This window comes from Rhodococcoides fascians A25f (genome assembly GCF_000760935.2).
Classification (GTDB): Bacteria; Actinomycetota; Actinomycetes; order Mycobacteriales; family Mycobacteriaceae; genus Rhodococcoides.
The window spans coordinates 5,268,027-5,289,663 of record NZ_CP049744.1; the positions used below are offsets into that span (position 1 = coordinate 5,268,027).

A 21,637-nucleotide genomic window follows, 5' to 3' on the forward strand; every position below is an offset into this window, starting at 1 on the left:
TCTAGCGGTGTCGGACGCCCCGGCGTGCTGCTTCACGGACCGCGAACTCACGGTAGGTGGTGGCAGGCCGTCCGAGAAGCTTCGGCAACTCCGTCATATCTCCCGCAGGGAGGCCGTTCTTGTCGTAGTAGTTCATCATGCGCTCGTAGCAGTCCCTCGAATCCTGCGACCAGTTGCGGATCCCTCTGGCATTCGAGGACTGCGCAAGTCCACGAATCACATGCTGCGGCGCATGGATCTTGGTCGACAGCAACGACTTGGCGACAACGGTGACCAGCGCACCGGCTCCCCGCAACGGGTTCTGCAGAGACGCCGGTGGGAGCCTCACCGCGGATACGGGATGGCCGAGAACGTCGGACCAGATCCGTGCCATCTCGTGTCGGTCGAGCTCCTGCGACGACAGGTCGTACGTCTGGCCGACGTGCCGCTCCGGTGCGGTCAGGATGTTCGCCGCGACCTCGCTGACATCGTCGCTGTCGACGACCCCCATCACCGAATTCGGCGACGACGGGTACGGCAGAACTCCACCTTGCATGAACTCCCAGAAATCCAGGTAGTTCTGCATGAAGTGCGACGCCCGCAAGTTCGTGTAGGCGATACCCGACCGACGAAACACCTCTTCGACGCGGCCTTTCTCCTGATGGTGAAACATCTCGGCGATCTCGGGATGAATCACCGAGTGATACACGATGTGCTCGACGCCGTTCGCGCGACATGCTGCGACGATGTCCTCGGCGATCGATACCTCGTGCACGAGCGACGTCGGATGAACGTGGAAGAGGCGTCGAACACCGACGGTCGCTGCGAGTACGTCCGCCGCAGATCGAATGTCACCGATCACCACATCGGTCGCTCCGTCCGCACGTGCGCCCTTGGCCTGCTTCTCGTCCTTGACGAACGCTCGGACCTTTTCTCCGCGTCCGTGCAGATCGCGGACTACTGCGTGTCCGACGCTGCCGCCGGCACCGGTGACCAGAATCATCGTGCACCTTCCCTCGGGACCGAAGTAGAACAAGTCACATATTGACTTGAAGTCAAAAAGTACGGTACAAAAAAACTGACTGACAGTCAATGGCCTGTCCGGTCACGACGACGAATCAGTGCTCGGCTTCACCGGGCCGAGCACTGCATCCGACGACGCCCTCTACGAGAAAGTAGCGACGTGAGAGATTCCGAAAGACTTCGCTGGCAGGAGATCAAGTGGGACAGCCACACTCGTGACATCAGCGTGGACGGGTCGCGAGTACACCTGGTCGATCTGAATCCGACCGCGGACGAGGCGGTGATCTTTCTACACGGCATATCGGCCAGCTGGCGCTGGTTCATCGAAATCCTGCCCGAGGTCGCGCGGTCGCGTCGCGCAATCGGCATCGACCTACCCGGGTTCGGCGGCTCACAATTCTCGCTGGGGCACAGCAGCTTCGCCGCCCTCGCCGATTCCGTCGTCGCAACGTGCGGCGTCCTCGGTGTCGAACGGGCCACCGTCGTCGGGCACTCCATGGGTTCGATCGTGGCCACGCGACTTGCGGCGGATCACCCCGGGCTGATCGAGCGGCTCGTCGTCACCGGCGGACCGATCCTGTCGCTCACCGGCCTCACACGACGTCCGATCAGCACCATCCGGGATCAACCACGCGCGGTGGCGACCCTGTTGGCAGAGTTGGTCACGATCGGCCTCCCCATGCCGAACTGGTTGGCGCACAGGGCCGCACGATCACCCCTGCTCCTCAAAGCCGCCCTCGGACCGTTCGTGAACCGGACCGACCGACTCGACCCCGAGCTCATGGACCAGGTGATGTCTGCATTGGGCGCACCGGGATCGTTCCCGGCGCTGCTGTCCACCGCATCCGCCGACCCAAGTGCCGGGCTGGACCGCATCACCTGCCCGACGCGGATCATTCGCGGACCGGGCGATCCCCTGTCACCACCCGCCGACGTTCAGCGGTTCCTCGACGCCGTTCCCGCCGCGACCGCCGTCGAGATCGAGGGCACCGGACATTGGCCACACATCGAGAAGCCGGTCGAGTTCCTGACCGAACTGACTGCCTTCCTGGACATTCCGGCACAGGAGCCCTGACCGTTTCGGATCGTTACGCCGAACCCGTGATTGCACACGAACAACACCGGCTCGTCGGGAACCGGTTGCTCGACCGACCAGTCCGCGGATGTATGACGTCACACCGAATCGGTATAGCGCAAGCCGTTGTGCATCAGGGTTCGGTGGTGAAGATTCGTCAGTGCTGCCGCTCGTCCGAGCGAGCAAGCGGAAAGGTCTTCGATGCCAGCTCATCCGGTTCGACACATCGCGGTAATGGGCGTGTCAGGGTGCGGTAAGTCGACTGTCTCACAACTACTTTCGAGCGAAGTCGGGGCAATTTTCTCCGATGCCGACGATCATCACCCCGCTGCCAACATCGACAAGATGACACGTGGGTTGGCGCTCGACGATGCTGATCGCGCACCGTGGCTCGACATGCTGCGCGAGTGGGTCGCGCAGCAGGATCGGCTCGGCAGTCGCACGGTACTGGCCTGCTCGGCCCTCAGACGTAGCTACCGTGATCAGCTCCGATCCGCGGTCCCCACACTGGTCTTCGTTCACCTCTGCGGCACCCGCGAGACGATTTCGGCCAGGCTTCGCGATCGCGCCGGTCACTTCATGCCGTCCCAACTTCTCGATTCTCAGCTGTCGAGCCTGGAACCCCTCGGTGCCGACGAAGCAGGCGTGACGATCGATCTGAGTCCCCCTCCGACCGAGCTCGTTCGCCGAATCGTCGATGCGCTCGCACTCCCACGAAAGGTATCCCCGTGACCGGCCACAACGTGTTCGACGTCAACGGCAAGATCGCTCTCGTCACCGGCTCGAGCCGTGGGATCGGTCTCGCACTGTCCGCGGGGCTCGCCGAGGCGGGCGCGGTAGTCGTCCTCAACGGACGAGACGCCGAATCCCTCGAGGCCACCCGCGCCCAACTCGCTGAGCGCACCGGTGCAGCCGTGCACGCATACGCATTCGACGTCATCGACTCGGCTGCAGTTGCTCAGGCCGCCCGGACCATCGAGACCGAGGTGGGGCCCGTCGAGATCGTCGTCAACAACACCGGAGTGCAACATCGTGCGCCGTTGCTCCAGTTCGCCGACGACGACTTCCGGAGAGTCCTGGAGACCAATCTCAGCAGCGCCTTCTACGTCGGGCGCGAGTTCGCGCGCGCCATGGTTGCTCGCGGGCACGGCAAGATCGTCAACATCTGCTCGGTCCAGAGCGAGCTGGGCCGCCCCGGAATCACACCCTACGCAGCGAGCAAGGGCGGCCTGAAGATGCTGACCCGCGGCATGTGCGCCGATCTTGCGCCCTACGGTCTTCAGGTCAACGCGCTCGCACCCGGTTACTTCGACACCGAACTCACCAAAGCTCTCGTCGACGACACCGAGTTCACTGCATGGCTGGCGAAGCGGACGCCCGCAGGGCGGTGGGGTCGAACCGAAGAACTGGTGGGCTCGTTGCTGTTCCTCGCCTCCAGCGCATCCGACTTCGTCAACGGACAAATTCTGTACGTCGACGGCGGCATGACCGCCGTCGTCTGAGAGAGAAACGAGAAGTCGATGACAGCTCCCCGCATATACCTCGGGCCACAGGACAATGTCGCTGTAGCCGAGGCGGTTACCTCCTCCGGAGGCATCCTCGGTCCCCTCGAGACCGCAGACGCCGTGGTCTGGACGGCCGGACCCGACAACTTTCCCTCGAACCTTCCCGATTCGGTTCGCTGGGTGCAACTCTCGTCGGCTGGGGTCGAGGCCTGGATCGACAGCGGAATAGTGGACGACCGTCGGGTATGGACCTCGGCCGCAGGTGCCTACGCGCGTACGGTGGCCTCGCACACGATAATGCTGCTGTTGGCCGGAGTTCGAGGCCTGCCTGCTCAGCTCGCCGCAAGCTCCTGGCGTAAGGATGAATTCGATCCGCTCGTCGGCACTCTGGACGGTGCAACGGTCGCGATCGTCGGCTGCGGCGGCATCGGCCGTGCCCTCATCCCGTTCCTGCACGCGGCAGGTGCGGATGTTCTTGCGGTGACACGGTCCGGAGTCCCTGTAGCCGGTGCGGTCGACACGCTGCCGGCCGAGCGAACCGGCGAGGTGTGGACTCGCGCAGACCATGTCGTCATCGCAGCTCCGGCCACCAGTGCCACCGCCCACCTCGTCGATGCCGCCGCGCTCGACCAGCTCGGACCGAAGTCATGGATCGTCAACGTCGCCCGCGGGTCACTGATAGATACCGAAGCAGCGACAAAAGCACTGCAGAACAACAGGATAGGTGGTCTCGCCCTGGACGTCACCGATCCTGAACCACTCCCCGACGGACACCCACTGTGGTCCCTGCCGAACGCCATCATCACCCCGCATATCGCCAACCCGGCGTCGGGACTGTCGTCGGCGCTGGCGAAGCACATCGGGCGAAACGTCGAGAAGTTCACAGCCGGTGAAGAATTGGCTGCCCGGATCGATCTCTCTCGCGGCTACTGACTCAGTCAGCAGGTTTGGAGTGCACAGTGACGTAATCGGCGAGGACTGTTCGTAGTACTTCACGGACAGCCTCTGCCGGTTTCGACAGCGGTTGGTTCGCCGGCGTGCCGAGCGATACCTGAACCTGGATGGACGGTTCGATACGACGAAGCTCCAGACCTTGGACGTTCATCATTCGGCGGGCGACCGACAACGGCAGAATCGTTGCGCCCAAGCCGCTTCGGACCGCTTGCGCCATCAGGGTCACCGATTCGACTTCGCCGACGATCTTCGGCTGCGTCAGCGTGGTCTCGAATGCCAACTCGACCATCTTGCGGATGGTGTGCATGCGTCCGGGAAGCAGAAGTGGCACGTCGGCGAGTTCGAACAGAGAAACGGCACTTCCTGTCTCCCCCGGCAAACCCGTGCCCGACGGTGCCACGACCATCAGCTCTTCGGTCAGCAACCGTTCGAATGTGACTCCTTTGATGGGACCAGCGTCGTAGAGCAACGCCATGTCCATCCGTCCGGTCATCATCGCCTCGCTGAGTACACCACCGAAGTTCTCGTTGATATGCAACAAGATGCTCGGATAACGTGCCCGCACTGCAGTCAACAGTGGCAGCGCTATGGCCGTGACCGTGCTGTACGGCGCGAGCCCCACGGACACCCCGCCTGCCAATTCCCTTCCCACGACGCTGACTTCGGCTTGAGCGCTCTCGACCTGACGCAGAATCACCTGCGCGTGACGATAGAGCGCGCGGCCGGCATCGGTCGGCTCGACGCCTTGCTTGCTTCGGATCAGAAGCTGCTGCCCGAAATGCGATTCGAGCGCGGTCATCTGCTGACTCAATGCCGGTTGGGCAATATGCAGAATGTCCGCGGCGCGGGTGATGCTGCCGGCGTCGACGATACGAACGAACGAGAACAGACGTCGGGTATCCATGGGCTACAGGGCCTCCCGTCGGTCTCGATCTTCGGCATTCACGAATATGTTTCCTCACCGTTTCAGACGAACGACAGCAATGTACCGATTTGCGGCACAGCGGCCGGCGCGGGCCACGAAACCCCACGTCAAAGAGCATATGCCTTTCCTATTACATCACTGCGAACGGGTATTAACGCGGAATCGTCGTTCCTGCGTAGCGTCCACAACACGAACACGACAGTGAGTGTTCGACCTTCCGACGCTTCCGGTTCACCTTCCGAAAGGCACCGCAGAAATGGCCATCAGTATCGATCTCGTCGCAGATCTGGGCGAAAGCTTCGGCGCGTGGACGATGGGCGACGACGAGGCGCTACTCGATGTGCTGACCTCTGCCAATATCGCGTGCGGATTCCACGCAGGCGATCCCCGCACGATGGACACCACTGTCCGTCGCTGTGTCGAGCGCGGCATCGGAATCGGTGCCCATCCCAGCTTCCCCGATCTCGCCGGGTTCGGCCGCAGAGCAATGGACCTCACGCCCGACGAGGTTCGCACCGACATGCTGTATCAGATCGGCGCTCTCCAAGCCTTCGCCTCGGCACACGGAACCACCGTCATGCACGTTGCTCCTCATGGACGACTCGGCAACCTGGTCGCTACTCGCCGTGACTACGCGATCGCGGTCGTCGACGCCGTGGCCTCGCTCGATCCCACGTTGGTCGTGCTGGCCCAGGACGGTCACCTAGCCGACGAGGCGAAAGCGAGGGGGATCGCGGTGGGCATCGTCGGCATAGCCGATCGTGCGTATCGGCCCGACGGCACACTCGTACCTCGCAGCGAGACCGGCGCAGTCATCGACGATCTCGACGAACTCGTCCGGCGGACAGTCAGAATGGTGACCGTCGGCATCATCGACGCGGTCGACGGTACCCCGATTCCGATCTCGGCAGACACAGTGTTGTTGCACGGTGACAGCCCGAGCGCAGTGGATGCTGCACTGGCGATCCGTGCCGGTCTACTCGCGGCGGGTGTCGAGATCGCCCCGCTCAGCCGGGTACTCGACTCGAGGCGGACGGCGTGACCGCCCCAGCCATCGCCGACTGCGGCGACTCCGCATTGCGCATCACCTCGGCCGCCGCCACACCGGACGAGCGGTGGCGCGAGGTTCATCGCATCGCTGCCGCGGTGGATGCCGCAGGTATCACAGGAGTTCTGGGCACCATCGCCACCTATGACGCGGTGCTCATCGAATTCGACTGCGCAACAGTGTCTCACCACGATATTCGTGCAGCGGTATCCGAACTCGACACCAGGACGTTCGGTGCGGCGAGGTTGCCGCGCCGATTCGAGATTCCCGTCGTGTACGGCGGGGAACACGGACCCGATCTGGCCGTCGTCGCAACACTGCTCGACGTGAGCGAAGACGACGTGATCGCACGTCACTGCGCCCGCCCACTCACCATGCGCTGCTACGGGTCCCCGGGCGGCGCACCGATGCTCGACGGGCCCGACTTCGGACTGCCCATTCCGCGCCGAGCCAGCCCGCGCTCCAGCGTCCCGGCAGGAGCCGTCGCCGTAGCCGGGCACCAGGCCGTGGTGTCCGCGCGACCGGCACCGGGCGGATGGCAGGTCCTCGGCAGGACGCCGGTGACGTTGGTGGACATCGCATCCGATCCGATCTCTGCCTACGCACCCGGCGACACATTCCAGTTCGTTCCGATCTCCGCCGCCGAGTGGGGCGATCACCATGAACTGTGAACGCCTCTCCCGACTTGGGACGATCACCGTCCTCACACCGGGCCTGTCGGTCCTTCAAGATCTGGGTCGGCACCGCGGCAGCCGTATCGGACAGATGACCGGCGGCGCACTCGATCAATACAGCGCGCGAGCCGCCAACACCCTCGTCGCAAGCGATCCCGACGCACCGCTGATCGAACTGACGGCACTCGACTTCGCGGCCGCCACCGATACCCACATGCTCGTCGCCGTCACCGGTGCACCGGCAGACATCCGCGTCGACGGTACGGCAGTACCGCAGTGGGAACCTCTGGTGTTGCCGGCAGGCAGCACGCTCACTGTGACAAACATTCGCCGTGGGCTCCGCAGCTACATCGCGGTGCACGGCTCGGTTCACGCCGACCGACTACAGAACAGCTGCGCGCCCGATACCGTTCTCGGATTCGGACGTCCCCTCTCCGGTGGCGACCGCATCGAGATCGATGTGGACGGCACGCCGATCCGTCACCCGCACTTCGACATTCCGTTGTTCCGGCTGGGTGCGATGCAACCGGAGTTCGGCGATACCTGGACGATCCCGGTCACCGACGGGCCCGACATCGAGGACTTCGGCGACACCGCCGACCGATTGTTCACCACCGAGTTCACGATCGGCAACGCCAGCAATCACATCGGTCTTCGTCTCGCACCCTGCATCGATCGTCCTCTCCCGCAACGCGTCACGGCGTCGGAAATGCTCTCCCGCGGCGTACCCATCGGGGCCGTCGAAGTACCCGTCGGTAACGAACTCCTCGTCCTCCACCGGGGGCGCGGAGTGACCGCCGGATACCCGGTCCTCGCCGTGGTCACCACGCTCGGCCTCGACCGGCTCGGCCAGGCCCGCCCTGGCAACAAGGTCATCTTCACCCGGGTGGGCATCGCCGGTGCAGTCGAAGCCCACCGAGCCCGGCAGCGCAGTCTCGATCAACTTCGCTGCCGAGTTCGCACCGTGTTCGAGGCTCTGTCGATCCCCGATCACATCAGTCATTCCCAAGACCCGTGCACTGCCCTCACACTGGAGTCAGCATGACCAACTCAGTAGTCCCGGACAACACCGACACCGCACCCGCACCTCCGGACCCCCAGAAGATCCGAAAGGTCGTTGCCGCCGGTTGCGTCGGCATATTCGTCGAGCTCTACGACAACGGCATCTTCGCCTTCATGGCGACTGCGCTCGCAATCGTCTTCTTCGACGTATCCAAATCCTCCGACGCACTCATGCTGGTCTTTGCCGGCTACGCGATCTCGTTCTTCGTCCGCCCCCTCGGTGCCGTCGTCTGCGGCATCCTGGGAGACCGCATCGGCAGGCAGAAGATGCTGGTGTTCGTCATCCTGCTCATCTCGGTCGCCACCGCGGGCATCGGGCTGCTCCCCACCTACGAGGCCATCGGCATCGCAGCCCCGGCACTGCTGATCTTCCTGCGCATCCTGCAAGGCTTTTCGGTCGGTGGAGAGGCCGCGGGTGCGATGACATTCCTGGCCGAGCATGCCCCGGCGAACAAGCGCGGCCAGATCACCAGCTATGCCCAGATCGCGTCGTTCCTGGCACTTCTCACCGGCACCATGGTTGCGTTCGCGATGTCGCCGTGGCTCAACGAAGCGGCCATCAACGGCGGTGGGATCGCAAGCTGGGCGTGGCGTGTTCCGTTCCTGGTCGCAATCCCGATGGGTGTCATCGGTTGGTACATCCGCAAGGCAATCAGCGACACACCGAACTTCGAGAAGCTCAAGGCCGAAGGCGGACTGTCTCGGAACCCGCTCAAGGAAGCGTTCTCGTCACCCGAACACCGCCGCGCCATGATCCTCGCTCTGTTCATTCCTCTGATGAACGGTTCGGGCTACTACGTCCTGTTCTCGTACATGCCGACCTTCCTCAAGGGTGACAAGATCGGATTCCCGACCAGCACGGCCCTCCTGGTGACCGCAGTGTCACTGGTCGCGATCTGCATCGCGATTCCCTTCATGGGCGCACTGTCCGACCGAATCGGCAGGAAGAAGGTCATCGCCGGTGCTGCCGCGGCCATGGCAGTAGCGGGCATCCCGTGCTACGCCTTGATCGCGACAGGAAGCCTGCCGCTGGCCATCCTCGGAGCCTGCATCATGGCGGTCATCTTCGCCGGCCACACGGCCGTCATCCACATCCTGATCGTCGAACTCTTTCCCACCCGAGTTCGCTACTCCGCATACGGCCTCGGCTACAACATCTCGTCGGCGCTCTTCGGCGGCACTGCTCCGTTGCTGATGACCTGGCTGATTCCGCACTTCGGGATCTACGTTCCTGCGTTCTACGCGGTGATCACCGCCCTCGGCACCCTCATCGCCGTCAGCACCATCACCGACCGCGCCCACCAGCCACTGCGCGACACTCTCTGAGGACACAGCATGACTTTCAGCGACTACCACACCGCACTCGTCACCGGAGCCAACACCGGAATGGGCGCTACCACAGCCGAACTGCTCACCAAACGCGGCCTGACCGTCTACGGCGTGGCACGCAACAAAGAGAAGCTCGACGACATCGCCGGCCGCACCGGAATGATCCCCCTTGCCGTCGACATCAGTGATACCGCGGCCCTCGCCGAGGCCGTCGAGGGCCTCGAGATCGACATCCTGATCAACAACGCGGGCGTCTCGGCCACCGGCAACATTCTCGACGCGTCCGAAGAGTCGATCGACGCCATGGTCGACGTGAACCTGCGCGCGGTGTTGCACCTGTGCCGGTTGCTCCTACCCGGCATGGTCGAGCGCGATCTGGGCCACGTCGTCAACATCAGCTCGATCGCAGGCCTGTACAACTTCTACGGGCACACCGCATACCACGCCACCAAAGCAGCGGTGCACCAAATTTCTCGGCAGCTGCGAAACGACACCAAAGGCAAAAGGATTCGGGTGACGGAGATCTGCCCCGGACGCGTAGAGACCGAGATCTTCGGACGCAACCTCGGCGGGACACCCGAGGCGATGCAACAAGCCTGGGACACGTTCTACGAGGGATTCGAGTCCATCACCACCAAGGACATCGCCGACGCCATCGAGTTCGCAATCGACGCACCCCGCCACGTCAACATGGGCATGATGGAAATAATGCCGACATTCCAGGTGCCCGGCGGTCTCGACTTCGTCCGACGCAATGACTGACTCGACCACCGTCCCGGTCACGACCCTGGGCGTAGTGGCGCATGCCGCGAACGACTTACGTGTCGAACAGATTTCGGTGCGCGCGCCTCGAGCTCACGAGGCAGTCGTCGAGGTGGCGTTCGGTGGCGTGTGTGGTTCCGATCTGCACTACTGGACCCACGGCGCGGCCGGGGAGTCGATTCTGCGGGCCCCGATGTTGCTCGGGCACGAGGTCGTCGGCACCGTGGTCACCGCCGCCACAGACGGCTCGGGCCCGAGCTCGGGTACACGCGTCGCCGTACACCCGGCCACACCGGCACCGGGAGCATCCCGTTACCCGCGGGACCGCCCCAACCTGTCGCCCGGGTGCACCTACCTGGGCAGCGCGGCACACTTTCCGCACACCGAGGGAGCGTTCGCGAAGTACTCGGTACTTCCGTCCCGCATGCTCCGACCGCTTCCGATCGGCCTCGACTTCCGCACCGCCGCAGTTGCGGAGCCGGCCGCGGTGGCCTGGCATGCCGTCGACAGGGCCGGCGAGGTGGCGGGCAGGAGCGCATTGGTCATCGGCTGCGGACCGATCGGCGCACTGGCGATCGCGGTGTTGACGCGCGCGGGGGCGTCGTCGATCACCGCGGTCGACGTACACGAGTTTCCTCGCAGGATCGCCGCCGAGCTCGGCGCGACCGCCACCCTGGATGCGGCCGACTCCGACGCCATTGCCGCAGTAGACGCGGATGTGGTGATCGAGTGCTCCGGCAACCGATTCGGGCTGGAGTCCGCCATCCGCGGCGCAACTCGCGGTGGCCGGATAGTGATGCTCGGCCTGCTTCCCACCGGGATGCAACCGGCTCCCCTGTCGCTGGTGATCACCCGTGAACTCGAGTTGGTCGGATCCTTCCGATTCAACACCGAAATCGACGAGGTGCTCGGCGCACTGACCGACGGCTCGCTCGATGTGGGAGCCGTCGTCACCCATGTCTATTCCGCCGACGATGCCCTGAAAGCCTTTGCTGTCGCCAAAGATTCGGCTGCATCCGGCAAAGTACTTCTCGAATTCTGACTCGACCTCGCCTCTTTCACAGGAGATTGCCATGTCCTCCCAGACCCTCGCCTCCCGCGTCACTCGCATGCGTGAGTCACCCAGTGTTGCTGCTGCCCAACGTGTCCGAGAACTCAAAGCGCAGGGCCGCGCCATCCTCGACCTGACCGTCGGCGAACCCGACTTCGACACACCCGAGCACATCAAACGTGCCGCTGTCGCAGCCATGAACGACGGCTTGACCAAGTACACCCCCGTCAACGGAATCGCCTCCCTCCGAGAAGCGATCTCGAAGCGACTGCACCTCAAGACGGGATTGGACTACGACTCGAGCCGCATCACGATCGGCGGCGGAGCCAAGCAGGTGATCTTCCTGGCGCTCATGGCAACCGTCGAGGCCGGGGTCGAGGTCATCGTGCCGTCCCCCTACTGGGTCTCCTACCCGGACATGGTCGCGGCTCACGACGGCACACCCGTCGTCGTGGATTGCCCCGAGTCCGAGCAGTTCCTGCTCACCCCGGAACGTCTGGAAGCCGCCATCACCCCGGCCACGCGCTGGGTCATCCTGAACACCCCGTCGAATCCGACCGGGGCGATCTACACCACCCAGCAGCTCGCCGGGCTGGCAGAGGTACTCGATCGGCATCCGCAGGTCCATGTGCTGTCCGACGAAATCTACGACGAGATCACGTATCTCGATGCACCCGTCCCGAATCTGTTGGGCGTCGCCCCGCAGCTGCGCGATCGAGTGTTTCTCACGAACGGTGTCTCGAAGTCCTACGCGATGACCGGATGGCGTCTGGGCTACGGCGTCGGGAATCCCGAGTTGGTCGGTGCCATCAACAAACTGCAGTCACAGTCCTCGTCCTGTCCCTCGTCGATCAGCCAGGCGGCCGCGGCCGAAGCACTGGCCGGCGATCAGAGTTTCGTCATCGAATCCGTTGCCAGCTACCGGCATCGCCGCGACGTCACCTTCGAGTTGCTCGATCGGATCGACGGTCTGCAACCCGTTCTTCCGCAGGGCGCGTTCTATCTGTTCGTCGGTTGCGCGGACCTCGTCGGTGCTCGCACCCCCGACGGCACGGTCCTGAGAAGCGATCAGGACGTCGTGCTGTATCTGCTCGATCATGCGTCCGTCGCAACCATCCAGGGCTCGGCCTACGGCGCGGAAGGCTACTTCCGCGTCTCGTTCGCCACGTCCGAGGACACTCTCCGTGCCGCAGCCGCGGCCATCTCTTCAGCGGTCTCCGCCCTCACTCGATAGGAAGTCTCATGGTTCACGTCACCACCAAGATCGATCGCGCCGATCGGCAGCTCATCGACGAACTCGGCACGTTCTCGGCCGCCACCATCCACGAGGCACAGGGTCGCTCCGGTGCACTCGACGACGCGATCAAGCCACTCGATCGGGACATGTCGTTCTGCGGGTCCGCCTTCACCGTGGTCTGCCATCCACGTGACAACATCATGCTGCAAGTGGCCATCAGCTACGCCCAACCCGGAGATGTCCTCATCGTCTCTTCCGGCAATCAGCCCGCCGGACAGTTCGGCGACGTACTCGCCAATGCCTGTGTGGCCCGAGGAATTACCGCACTCGTCACCGACGGCGGAGTCCGCGATTCGCGGGAGATTCGCGAACTCGGATTTCCGGTGTTCAGCAAGTACCTGTGCATCCAGGGCACGGTCAAGGAATCCCTCGGCCCGATCAATCAACCGCTGGTCTTCGGCGGTCAGCTGATCTACCCCGGCGATGTCATCAAGGGTGACTGCGACGGGGTGGTGCTGACGCGCCGCGACGAAGTTCGCTCGGCGATCGACGCGTGCCGCGCACGGGACGCCTCGGAAGCAGAGTTCATCGAGCGATACAAGCGCGGCGAGACGCCGATCCAGGTCAGCAACCTCGCCGCTACTCTCGACAGCAAGGGGCTGACCGTCGACGTCTAGGTGCGGGAGTGGCCCGAGGGTCGATGACCGGTGACGGCAGTGAAGTAGCGACCCCAGCTCGAGTTCAGAAAACGTTCGATTTCCGAACCGCCGTCGGACACCGAACCTGTCGTACGCCAAGCGACGTGGCCGTCGGGGCGAACGAGCACCGCGCCGGTCTCACCCACCTCGTACAGGCGAATCAGCTCGTCACGATCGGCACCTGCCGGTACGCCCGCGGAGATCAGGGTGACGCCGGGCCCGGTGTTCTCCAGATCCGACACCACGCCTGACCATCTGTCGCCGGCAAAGGTGAACAGCGACAACTTGTTCGGGTCGAGTGTCTCGTGCACCGGCACCTGCTCTCCGCCTACCGAGACCACCGCGTGTGGAAGTCGTGCCCCCGGGTATGTCGTGGGCAGATAGTCGACCACGTCTTCGGCGGGTTTGACCGAGGGATCCCGTGCGATCAACGGACTGGCGTAGAGGTAGCCGAACTGCAAGCCGATCGACACGAAATGCTCGACCTGAAGTGGGATCGCGTCGGCGATCTCGCGACGAAGCCGAGCGGACCCGGGTGCATCGGGATCGACCTTCTGCGAGCGCGCCATCTGCCGCCGTGTCGCAGCGGCGGCCAGTGGCGCGATCAACTTCCCGGGGACCTTGTTCAGCGGCGGACGCCCCATCACCTGAGTGGCTTTCGCCAACATCATGTTGGTGATGCCCACCCTCTTCCCGATGTCGTCCATCCGGAAATGGTTCGCCACACTCTGCTCGGCGAACTTCTCCACCACCGGACGGCGCTCGGTCTCGTAGGTGTCCAACAAGGACGGGGACGCGTTGCCGGACAGAACGGCGTCGAGCTTCCAGGCCAGATTGTGGGCATCCTGAACACCCGAGTTCAACCCGAAACCACCGGTGTGCGGAAACCGGTGCGCGGCATCGCCGAGCAGGAGCAGACGGCCACGACGGAACGCATCGGCGGTCTGTGAGGTCATCACCCACGTCCCGGTCGACTCCAGATCGAACTCGTGGTTTCCCAACACCTTCGGCAGCGTGCGTGACCAGTAGGCTCGACTGTCCTTGGCGATCTCCTGTTCGGGGTGCAGGTACGCCGTCATCAGAATGTATCGATGGTCGGCGTGCGCGATCATCACTCCGCACAACTCCGGCGTGAAGATCCAACTGAGCAGCGGCCGAGCGTCATCGGGAAAAAGTGTCTTCGAGGTGAAGAAGGCACTACCCATGTTCGCAAGGACCGGTCCGGTCAAGCCCACACCGGTGCCGTCTCGTGTCGCGCTGTTCGCACCGTCGCACGCCAGCACGTACTCGGCCTCGATCTCGGCTGCTCCGTTCGCGCATCGCCCGCGCACCCGTGCACCGGATGCGTCGGTGTCGACGGACTCGACAGCGCATCCGCGTCGAAACTCGATCAGCGGTTCGGCGTCGAGCGCATCCCACAGTGCCGGCATCAGCAGATGCTGGCCGATGTGCGAGACCAGGAACGGACTCTGGCTCTCGACGATTGCCTTGCGCTCGGGGTCCGAGAGCAGGTCGATGGAGCCGATGGCCTCGTCTGCCAGATCTCCGTACCAGCTGATGAGGTTGACGGTCTCGTGCGGCGGCGACATAGCGGCGATCGAGCGCGCCAGCTCGGGGCCGTATTCGTTCCAGATCTCGAGGGTGCGGGCGTTGATCACGTGCGCGGCAGGATGAAAGAGCGGCGCGAATCGTCGCTCGAGCACGACACTACGAATCCCTCTGCGCGCCAACAGCAATGCTGCGGTGCAGCCAGCCGGGCCGGCCCCGACCACGACGATCGGTACGGTCATCGGACCACCGTCTCCTGCGTCCCCAGATCGATGGCTCCGTCGGCGGTCTTGATACCGGCGGTGATCACATCGTCGACCGAGAGATACTTCGGATTCTTCGCCTGCCGGGCGAAGAAGAACTTCCACTTCAGCGCAGGCGGAATCAACTCACCGATTTTCTGCACGATCTTGGGCGGCGCGGAAATGGCGGTGCCGATCGGTGTTCCTGTGAGGAGTACGTCGCCGGCGGTCATGTTCTGGAAGCGGGCCAGCCGGGTGAGTGCCTCGGCCGGCGGAGTGATGAGATCGTTGCCGATCGTCTGGTCCTGGCGCGTCTCGCCGTTGACCGCCAGCGTCATGTGCAGCTCGGGGATGCGCCGGAGCTCATCGTTGTCCAACAGCACCAGCCGAGGCCCCAACGGGGTGAACGTGGGATACGACTTGCTCTCGTAGACCTGAACTTTCGTCAACTGGATCTCGCGCGCGGACACGTCGTTCGCCACGATCACACCGGCCACGTAGTCCGAGAGGTTCTCGTCGGTGACAGTCGTACCGATGGGAATCTCGGCACCGACGACGATTCCGAGTTCGATCTCGTAGTCCAGCAGCGCCACCTCGGGTGGCTGGCGGATGGGATCGAACGGGCCACTGACCGACGCCGAGGACTTACGAAAGAAGGTCGGCTGCAACGTGTTCGGATCGGATCCTGCATCGATCGCGTGGGATCGATAATTGAGCAGTTGCGCCACCACCCGGCACGGTGTGGTGACCGGAGATACGAGCTCGAGCTCATCGACACTCGACCCCGCACCCGATGCGCCGGTGATGGCGTCGCGATCGGCAAGAAGTTCGCGGGTGGTCTCGGCCGTCGTCTCGACACGGATTGCACGGTCGCCATCGAGGCGCCACCAGCCGTCGATGGTCCGGACTACGTTGACAGACATGTGAGTCTTCCTCCCCCTTGTTCGGTCGAAATCTGCTCGGTCACAAAGTTTTCGGCGTGATGGTCTTCTTGTTGGCGACGACCGGGTGCCCGGGCCGAGTTCCGGCCTCGCGTCGGCGAAGTTCTTCGTGCGGCACGCCGTTGCGCAGCTGGCTAAGCAGGTAGTCGGGGTCGATGTTGACGCCGATCGGGTTCTGGGCGAACTCCTCGGTGAAGAAGAATGCCGCAGTGTTCTCGGCATCGAAGTTCTCGACCTGGAACTCGAGGCGCACTCCATCGGGGTCCTCGTAGTAGAGCGAGATCGTCGGTCCGTGATTGATCGACCAGACGGGCAGGATGCCCAGCCGCTTGAGCCGCACGTAGTTCTCCAACAGTCGTTCGAGCGAGATGAACGTCAGCGCGATGTGGTCGATGCCGTACGCCTTGCGCCTGAACTTGGCGAACGGGAACAGGAACCGGACGGGCTTCGGCACCGCAATGATCGCCAACCGGTGCGACTCGTCGTCCCAGGTCAGGAAGGTGATTCCCTCGTCCTGATAGACGATCTCGGCACCGAACACCGCTCCGTACCACCGCACCATCTCCTCGGTGCGCGCGGACTTGACCACCCAGTGGGCGATGAGATCGGGTGCCACCCTGGGCGCTTTCCGACTCCCTGCATCCTGCGTCGTACTCATCGAACGACCTTTCTTCGGGTCACCTGTGTGTGACCGACGCTACGTCCACTTTGACTACTAGTCAAGAATTTGAACAAGGGTCAGGAGAGGCCGCGGGTGGTGCGCTAATGTCGGATCGGTGTCGACCAACCCGCCCCCCGGAGCCGAGCGGTCCCACCGTGCCCGCCCTCGGAAAGACCGTCGTCAAGCCCTGATCGACGCCGCGATCGAGCTACTGGCCGAGGGCAACAGCGCCGACATCAGCGCAGCGGCCATATCGCGTCGCGCTGGGGTGGCCCACGGGCTGCTGTTCTACTACTTCACCGACAAACAGGGTCTCGTCGCGGCAGCGCTCGCCGACGTCCTTGCGAACCTGGCCGAATTCCAGGAGCCCGTGGCCGATGAGCAATCCGTACGGGCTCGGGTCGAAGGTTTCGTACGACGGCACATCGAATTCCTCGAACGCCACCGCGCCCTCTACGTCCGAGTGATCCGCGAGGGAGAACTGGGCGATTCCATCGTCGAAGACGCCGTCCGAAAGGCACGAACGGAGGGTGCCCGACAGGTCGCGGCCCTCGCCGAGCTCTCGGAACCCCTGTCTCCGTTGCAGAGTGCCGCCATCTCCGGGTGGACCGGCTTTCTCGATCGGACCGCAGACGCGTACTTCGACACCCGCGATCTCGAACTCGACGCGGTGGTCGGATTGATCGTCGACACCTTCGAGGCTGTCGTCGAAGTGACGCACTCGCGTTCGCACGAGGATTAGACGCCCCTCGAAGTTTCGCTGACAAGCATCACCGGGCAGACACACCCATTGATTTGACTTCAAATCAACATTGACATCAAGTCAATTTTGAGCATAGTTTGTGTGACCACACCGATCGACTGCAGCTCGTCTCGACGGGTCTTGCCAAGGCAACCCCGACCAGCACAGGACCCACCCTCCCCCGCTGAGACGGGTTTACCGAACACGGACGCACACAGGAGAATTCGGCGACATGAACCTACACACTTTCAAGGACGCCATGGCGCGCGTCACCGGGCCAGTCGCGATCGTCACGGCGTACGAGGACGGAGTACCGCACGGCACCACTGTCAGCTCGTTGGCATCTCTGAGCCTCGAACCGGCGATGGTGTCGGTGGCTCTGGACAATGCGTCGACGATGTTGAGCATCGTGCGGCGGACGGGACATTTCGGCGTGAACGTACTCGCCGTAGACCAACACGAGTGCGCCTCGCGTTTTGCCGGACCACGGGACAAGCGCTTCCTCGGTTCCGACTGGGAGCTCAGCAGCGGTGCACCCCGACTGCCCGGCACATCTGCATGGTTGCACTGCACTGTCGCAGCAGAGGCGGCCGGCGGCGATCACACCCTCATCCTGGGTCAGGTAGCCGATTGCTCGACCGGCAGCAACGTTCCGCTGGCGTACAACCTGCGGACCCTGGGATCACTCACGCGCGTCCCATGACGCCCCGATCTCTCAGCGACGAGCGGCAGAAGAGGTCAGTTCGACCAATATCGAACCCCGCCCGCAACCCGAAACCATGCAATCTGCACCATGCACGCTGCCTCACTTGCGCAAGAAGGGCAGAGCCTGTTCCACTGTCCCCCATCGCAGCTCAGTTGCACCCTTCCGGCGATTCGCAACCCGAACGCCCGCCCAGGCCACCGGACCACACTCGGTCCCGCGTCGTCAGCGTTCTCGTTCACCCCTTCGGCCTCGGCCGGCATCAGGACGTTCTTCAACGTCGATTCAGGAGCCATCTGCCATGACCAGCATCAGCCCCGCCGACCGCCGTTCGCCCACCGGTGACGGCGGAGACATGCATGACATCGCCCAGCGGGTGCTGTGGTTGTCGACGTCGATGATTCACCATGCCAACCGAATTCGGCCCAACCCGACCGGACTCAAGGTCGGCGGCCACCAAGCGTCCTGCGCGTCGATGGTCTCGATCATGACCTCACTGTGGTTCGAACAGCTGCAACCCGGCGACCGCGTGTCGGTCAAGCCTCATGCCTCGCCGGTGCTGCACGCGATCAACTACCTGCTGGGTGAGTTGGACCAGAAGTACCTGACGACACTCCGCGCCTACGGCGGTCTGCAGTCCTACCCCTCGCGGGCCAAGGACCCGGACACCGTCGACTACTCCACCGGATCCGTCGGCATCGGTGCCACGGCCCCGATCTGGGGAGCGATGTCCCGACGCTTCGTCGAGGACCGGTTCGGCCCGGAGGAATCGACACCGAAGACGCCCGGCTTCAGCGGACGGCAGTACTCGTTGGTCGGCGATGCGGAACTCGACGAAGGCGCGGTCTGGGAGGCGATCATCGACCCGGGCATTGCCGAGCTCGGCGAGATCGTCTGGATCGTCGACCTCAATCGTCAGTCCTTGGACCGAGTGGTCCCCAACATCGCTGCGCGTCGCCTCGAGAAGATGTTCGACGCCGCCGGCTGGCAGGTCATCACCGTCAAGTTCGGCCGGTTGCTCGAAGATCTGTTCGCCAAGCCGGGTGGCGACGCGCTGCGCACGCGCATCCTGGACATGCCGAACCCGGAATACCAACGCCTGCTGCGCTGCACCGCCGACGAGGTGCGCACCAGACTCCCCGGATCCGGCCCCGACGCCACTGCCATCGCCGACCTGATCGCCGATCTCGACGACACACTGCTGACCGAGTCGATTCGCAACCTGGGCGGACACGACCTGGATGCGTTGCGCGACGCCTACTCTCGCATCGACGACACCCGGCCCACCGTGATCGTCGCGTACACGGTCAAAGGATTCGGCCTGCCCACTCAGGGACATCCGCAGAACCATTCCTCGCTGTTGACCGTCGAGGAATACGCCGAACTCGCACGTACCCTAGGCACCGATCCCGAGCAGCCCTGGGGCCGCTTCGACACCGACAGCGGACCCGGTCGGCTGTGCGCTGCCACCGCGGAACGGTTACGCCGCGAACCGATTCCGGCATCGACACCGCCTGCCGTGCCCACCGACATCGGACGCACCCCCAAGGGCACAGCCACGACGCAGGCCGCACTGGGTCGCACCCTGATCGACCTGACCCGGGAGGCTCCCGACGCGGCCCGACGCGTCGTCACGGTCAGCCCCGACGTCAGTTCGACCACAAACCTCGGCGGTTGGGTCAACAAGGTCGGCGTCTGGTCGTCGTCGGATCGACACGACTGGTTCGGCGACGACGCCGAGACGATCATGCACTGGCGCGAAGGACCTTCCGGTCAGCACATGGAACTCGGTATCGCAGAGACCAACCTGGTCGGCCTGATGGGCGAGCTCGGTGCCACCTGGAGCCGTTGGGGGGAGCCTCTGTTCCCGATCGGTGTCATGTACGACCCCTTCGTCGAGCGCGCACTCGAGCCGTGGTCGTACGGCATCTACGCGGGTGGCCAATCGATTCTGGTCGGAACGCCGTCGGGAGTCACCCTGGCCGCGGAAGGTGGTGCGCACCAGTCGATCAAGACCCCGTCCATCGGACTGGAACAGCCCGGCTGCATAACCTACGAGCCTGCATTCGCCATCGACGTCGAATGGACACTGCTCGCGAGCATCGGTCGACTCGGACGCCCGGACGGCACCTCGGCATATCTACGACTGTCGACGCGTCCTGTCGATCAGTCGAAGGCAGATGTCCCCAGCGATCCGGCTGCCAGGGAACGCAGGCGTCGTCAGGTCGTTGCAGGCGGCTACCCGCTGGTGCGCCGCGACGGAGCGACGGTGACCATCGCAGCGATGGGGGCGTTGATGACCGAAGCCCTGGACGCCGCAGAGCGTTTGGAGCAGATCGGGGTGATCGCAGACGTTCTGTGCATCACCAGCCCGGGCGAGCTCTACCGCGCGCTGCAGGCCAGGCAAGGACACCACGTCGGCGAATCCTGGATTCTCGATCAACTGCTGCCCGCCGAGCGAGCGACCCCGATGGTGACGGTGCTCGACGGACACCCGCACACCCTCGCATTCCTCGCTACCGTCAACCGGGTTGCGTCGACGTCGTTGGGCGTCAGCAACTTCGGGCAGGTCGGATCACTCGACGAGGTGTACAAGCACCACCGAATCGACACCGATTCCATCGTCGGGGCAGCTCTCGACGTGACCGGTCAGTGACAGATCCATTCCGACAGCGAAAGCAGCCATGACAGCGACAGTCACGACCACCACTGTTGCGATGCCCTCGCTCGGTGAGAACATTGCCGAGACCGCGGCCGACCGCGTCGAAAAGCTGCCGCGCATCCGGCGGACCATCGCAACCCGAATGGTCCAATCCCTGCACACCGCAGCGCAATTGACGACGGTAGTGGAAGCCCAGGCCTCCGCGGTGGCGCGAGTCCGCAGCGAGAACAAGGATGCGTTTCTCCGCCGAACCGGAAACAAATTGTCGTACTTGCCGTTCTTCGTCAAAGCTGCCGTGGAGGCACTGGCCGACAATCCCGTCGTCAATTCCTCGCTCGACGCCGACGTCACCACAGTGACCTATCACGGTGCCTGCCATCTGGGGATGGCCGTGGACAGCCCGAAGGGTTTGATGGTCCCGGTCATTCGAAATGCTCAGGGGCTCTCCATCTCCGCGATCGCCGCCGAGATTGCCGGCGCCGCAGAGAAGGTGCGCAGCGGCACCGTCACGGCGGACGACCTGGCCGGAGGCACCTTCACCGTCACCAACACAGGCAGCCGCGGCGCACTGTTCGACACGCCCATCATCAATCAACCGCAATCGGCGATCCTGGGCTTCGGCTCGGTCGTCGAACGTGTGGTGCCCGTCCGAGACGCCGCGGGAAATTTGACCATCACCGCGGTTCCGACTGTGTATCTCTCACTGTCGTACGACCACCGCATCGTCGACGGTGCCGATGCGGCCCGCTACCTCGGCGACGTCAAGAGTCGGCTCGAAAAGGGTTACGCTGCTGATCTTCTCGACTGACGAGTCGA

21 protein-coding genes are annotated in these 21,637 nt (G+C 63.9%); 16 read left to right on the top strand and 5 right to left on the bottom strand.

The window, feature by feature from the left end; translation table 11 throughout:
- Position 1: 1 nt before the first annotated feature.
- On the bottom strand, positions 2–982 hold the full coding sequence (locus BH93_RS24730) for an NmrA family NAD(P)-binding protein (protein WP_037173141.1): 981 nt from the start codon (positions 980–982) through the stop codon (positions 2–4).
- A gap of 180 nt (positions 983–1,162) precedes the next feature.
- On the opposite strand from BH93_RS24730, the gene BH93_RS24735 reads away from it, so the two are divergent.
- The 4 genes from BH93_RS24735 to BH93_RS24750 all read left to right on the top strand — a co-directional run bounded on the left by BH93_RS24735 (position 1,163) and on the right by BH93_RS24750 (position 4,515).
- Complete coding sequence (locus tag BH93_RS24735) at positions 1,163–2,077, top strand: alpha/beta fold hydrolase (protein ID WP_037173144.1); 915 nt, start codon at positions 1,163–1,165, stop codon at positions 2,075–2,077.
- Positions 2,078–2,311: 234 nt separating this feature from the next.
- Positions 2,312–2,809: a gluconokinase gene (locus BH93_RS24740; protein ID WP_037173146.1), complete on the top strand. Its 498-nt coding sequence runs from the start codon at positions 2,312–2,314 to the stop codon at positions 2,807–2,809.
- Positions 2,806–3,579: an SDR family oxidoreductase gene (locus BH93_RS24745; RefSeq protein ID WP_037173147.1), complete on the top strand. Its 774-nt coding sequence runs from the start codon at positions 2,806–2,808 to the stop codon at positions 3,577–3,579. Before BH93_RS24740 ends, BH93_RS24745 begins: the two co-directional genes overlap by 4 nt.
- 18 nt (positions 3,580–3,597) lie before the next feature.
- Positions 3,598–4,515 (top strand): D-isomer specific 2-hydroxyacid dehydrogenase family protein, encoded by a 918-nt coding sequence (locus BH93_RS24750; protein ID WP_037173148.1) that lies wholly within the window; start codon positions 3,598–3,600, stop codon positions 4,513–4,515.
- A 1-nt stretch (position 4,516) separates the two neighbouring features.
- Here the strand turns inward: BH93_RS24750 and nac are convergent, their stop codons facing one another.
- A complete protein-coding gene (nac, locus tag BH93_RS24755; RefSeq protein ID WP_170944619.1) occupies positions 4,517–5,440 on the bottom strand; it encodes a nitrogen assimilation transcriptional regulator NAC in 924 nt (307 codons plus the stop codon).
- Between the two features lie 277 nt (positions 5,441–5,717).
- Here nac and BH93_RS24760 point away from each other — a divergent pair, with 277 nt between their 5' ends.
- Genes BH93_RS24760 through BH93_RS24795 form a run of 8 tightly spaced genes read left to right on the top strand, consistent with a single transcriptional unit; the run spans position 5,718 to position 13,301 of the window.
- Positions 5,718–6,503 carry a LamB/YcsF family protein gene (locus BH93_RS24760; RefSeq protein WP_037173531.1) on the top strand — a complete coding sequence of 262 codons (786 nt, stop codon included), beginning with the start codon at positions 5,718–5,720 and terminating at the stop codon, positions 6,501–6,503.
- Positions 6,500–7,180 carry a 5-oxoprolinase subunit B family protein gene (locus tag BH93_RS24765; RefSeq protein ID WP_037173150.1) on the top strand — a complete coding sequence of 227 codons (681 nt, stop codon included), beginning with the start codon at positions 6,500–6,502 and terminating at the stop codon, positions 7,178–7,180. Before BH93_RS24760 ends, BH93_RS24765 begins: the two co-directional genes overlap by 4 nt.
- Positions 7,170–8,228: a biotin-dependent carboxyltransferase family protein gene (locus BH93_RS24770; protein ID WP_052065024.1), complete on the top strand. Its 1,059-nt coding sequence runs from the start codon at positions 7,170–7,172 to the stop codon at positions 8,226–8,228. Before BH93_RS24765 ends, BH93_RS24770 begins: the two co-directional genes overlap by 11 nt.
- Entirely contained in the window at positions 8,225–9,571 is a 1,347-nt protein-coding gene (locus BH93_RS24775) for an MFS transporter (RefSeq protein ID WP_037173152.1), read from the top strand. Before BH93_RS24770 ends, BH93_RS24775 begins: the two co-directional genes overlap by 4 nt.
- Before the next feature lie 9 nt (positions 9,572–9,580).
- Positions 9,581–10,336, top strand: a complete 756-nt coding sequence (locus tag BH93_RS24780) for an SDR family oxidoreductase (protein WP_037173155.1) — start codon at positions 9,581–9,583, stop codon at positions 10,334–10,336.
- Positions 10,329–11,378 carry a zinc-binding dehydrogenase gene (locus BH93_RS24785; protein WP_037173157.1) on the top strand — a complete coding sequence of 350 codons (1,050 nt, stop codon included), beginning with the start codon at positions 10,329–10,331 and terminating at the stop codon, positions 11,376–11,378. Before BH93_RS24780 ends, BH93_RS24785 begins: the two co-directional genes overlap by 8 nt.
- Before the next feature lie 31 nt (positions 11,379–11,409).
- On the top strand, positions 11,410–12,621 hold the full coding sequence (locus BH93_RS24790; protein WP_037173159.1) for an aspartate transaminase: 1,212 nt from the start codon (positions 11,410–11,412) through the stop codon (positions 12,619–12,621).
- 8 nt (positions 12,622–12,629) lie between these two features.
- Complete coding sequence (locus tag BH93_RS24795; RefSeq protein WP_037173161.1) at positions 12,630–13,301, top strand: 4-carboxy-4-hydroxy-2-oxoadipate aldolase/oxaloacetate decarboxylase; 672 nt, start codon at positions 12,630–12,632, stop codon at positions 13,299–13,301.
- On the opposite strand, the gene BH93_RS24800 is transcribed toward BH93_RS24795, so the two are convergent.
- Genes BH93_RS24800 through BH93_RS24810 form a run of 3 tightly spaced genes read right to left on the bottom strand, consistent with a single transcriptional unit; the run spans position 13,298 to position 16,711 of the window.
- On the bottom strand, positions 13,298–15,112 hold the full coding sequence (locus BH93_RS24800; protein ID WP_052065025.1) for an FAD-dependent monooxygenase: 1,815 nt from the start codon (positions 15,110–15,112) through the stop codon (positions 13,298–13,300). The genes BH93_RS24795 and BH93_RS24800 overlap by 4 nt on opposite strands.
- Positions 15,109–16,035, bottom strand: a complete 927-nt coding sequence (locus tag BH93_RS24805; RefSeq protein WP_037173162.1) for a fumarylacetoacetate hydrolase family protein — start codon at positions 16,033–16,035, stop codon at positions 15,109–15,111. Before BH93_RS24805 ends, BH93_RS24800 begins: the two co-directional genes overlap by 4 nt.
- Positions 16,036–16,075: 40 nt before the next feature.
- Complete coding sequence (locus tag BH93_RS24810; protein ID WP_032405324.1) at positions 16,076–16,711, bottom strand: VOC family protein; 636 nt, start codon at positions 16,709–16,711, stop codon at positions 16,076–16,078.
- 118 nt (positions 16,712–16,829) lie between these two features.
- Between BH93_RS24810 and BH93_RS24815 the strand changes: the two genes are divergently transcribed.
- The 4 genes from BH93_RS24815 (at position 16,830) to BH93_RS24830 (ending at position 21,629) form a co-directional block, all read left to right on the top strand.
- Positions 16,830–17,456, top strand: coding sequence for a TetR/AcrR family transcriptional regulator (locus BH93_RS24815; RefSeq protein WP_037173168.1), 627 nt, complete (start codon positions 16,830–16,832; stop codon positions 17,454–17,456).
- Positions 17,457–17,688: 232 nt separating this feature from the next.
- Positions 17,689–18,159 (top strand): flavin reductase family protein, encoded by a 471-nt coding sequence (locus BH93_RS24820; protein ID WP_037173169.1) that lies wholly within the window; start codon positions 17,689–17,691, stop codon positions 18,157–18,159.
- 355 nt (positions 18,160–18,514) lie between these two features.
- Positions 18,515–20,815, top strand: a complete 2,301-nt coding sequence (locus BH93_RS24825) for a transketolase-like TK C-terminal-containing protein (protein ID WP_242459260.1) — start codon at positions 18,515–18,517, stop codon at positions 20,813–20,815.
- Between the two features lie 28 nt (positions 20,816–20,843).
- The gene (locus BH93_RS24830) at positions 20,844–21,629 is read left to right on the top strand and encodes a 2-oxo acid dehydrogenase subunit E2 (RefSeq protein WP_080739003.1); all 786 of its coding nucleotides are present in this window, start codon (positions 20,844–20,846) and stop codon (positions 21,627–21,629) included.
- Positions 21,630–21,637 lie beyond the last annotated feature (8 nt).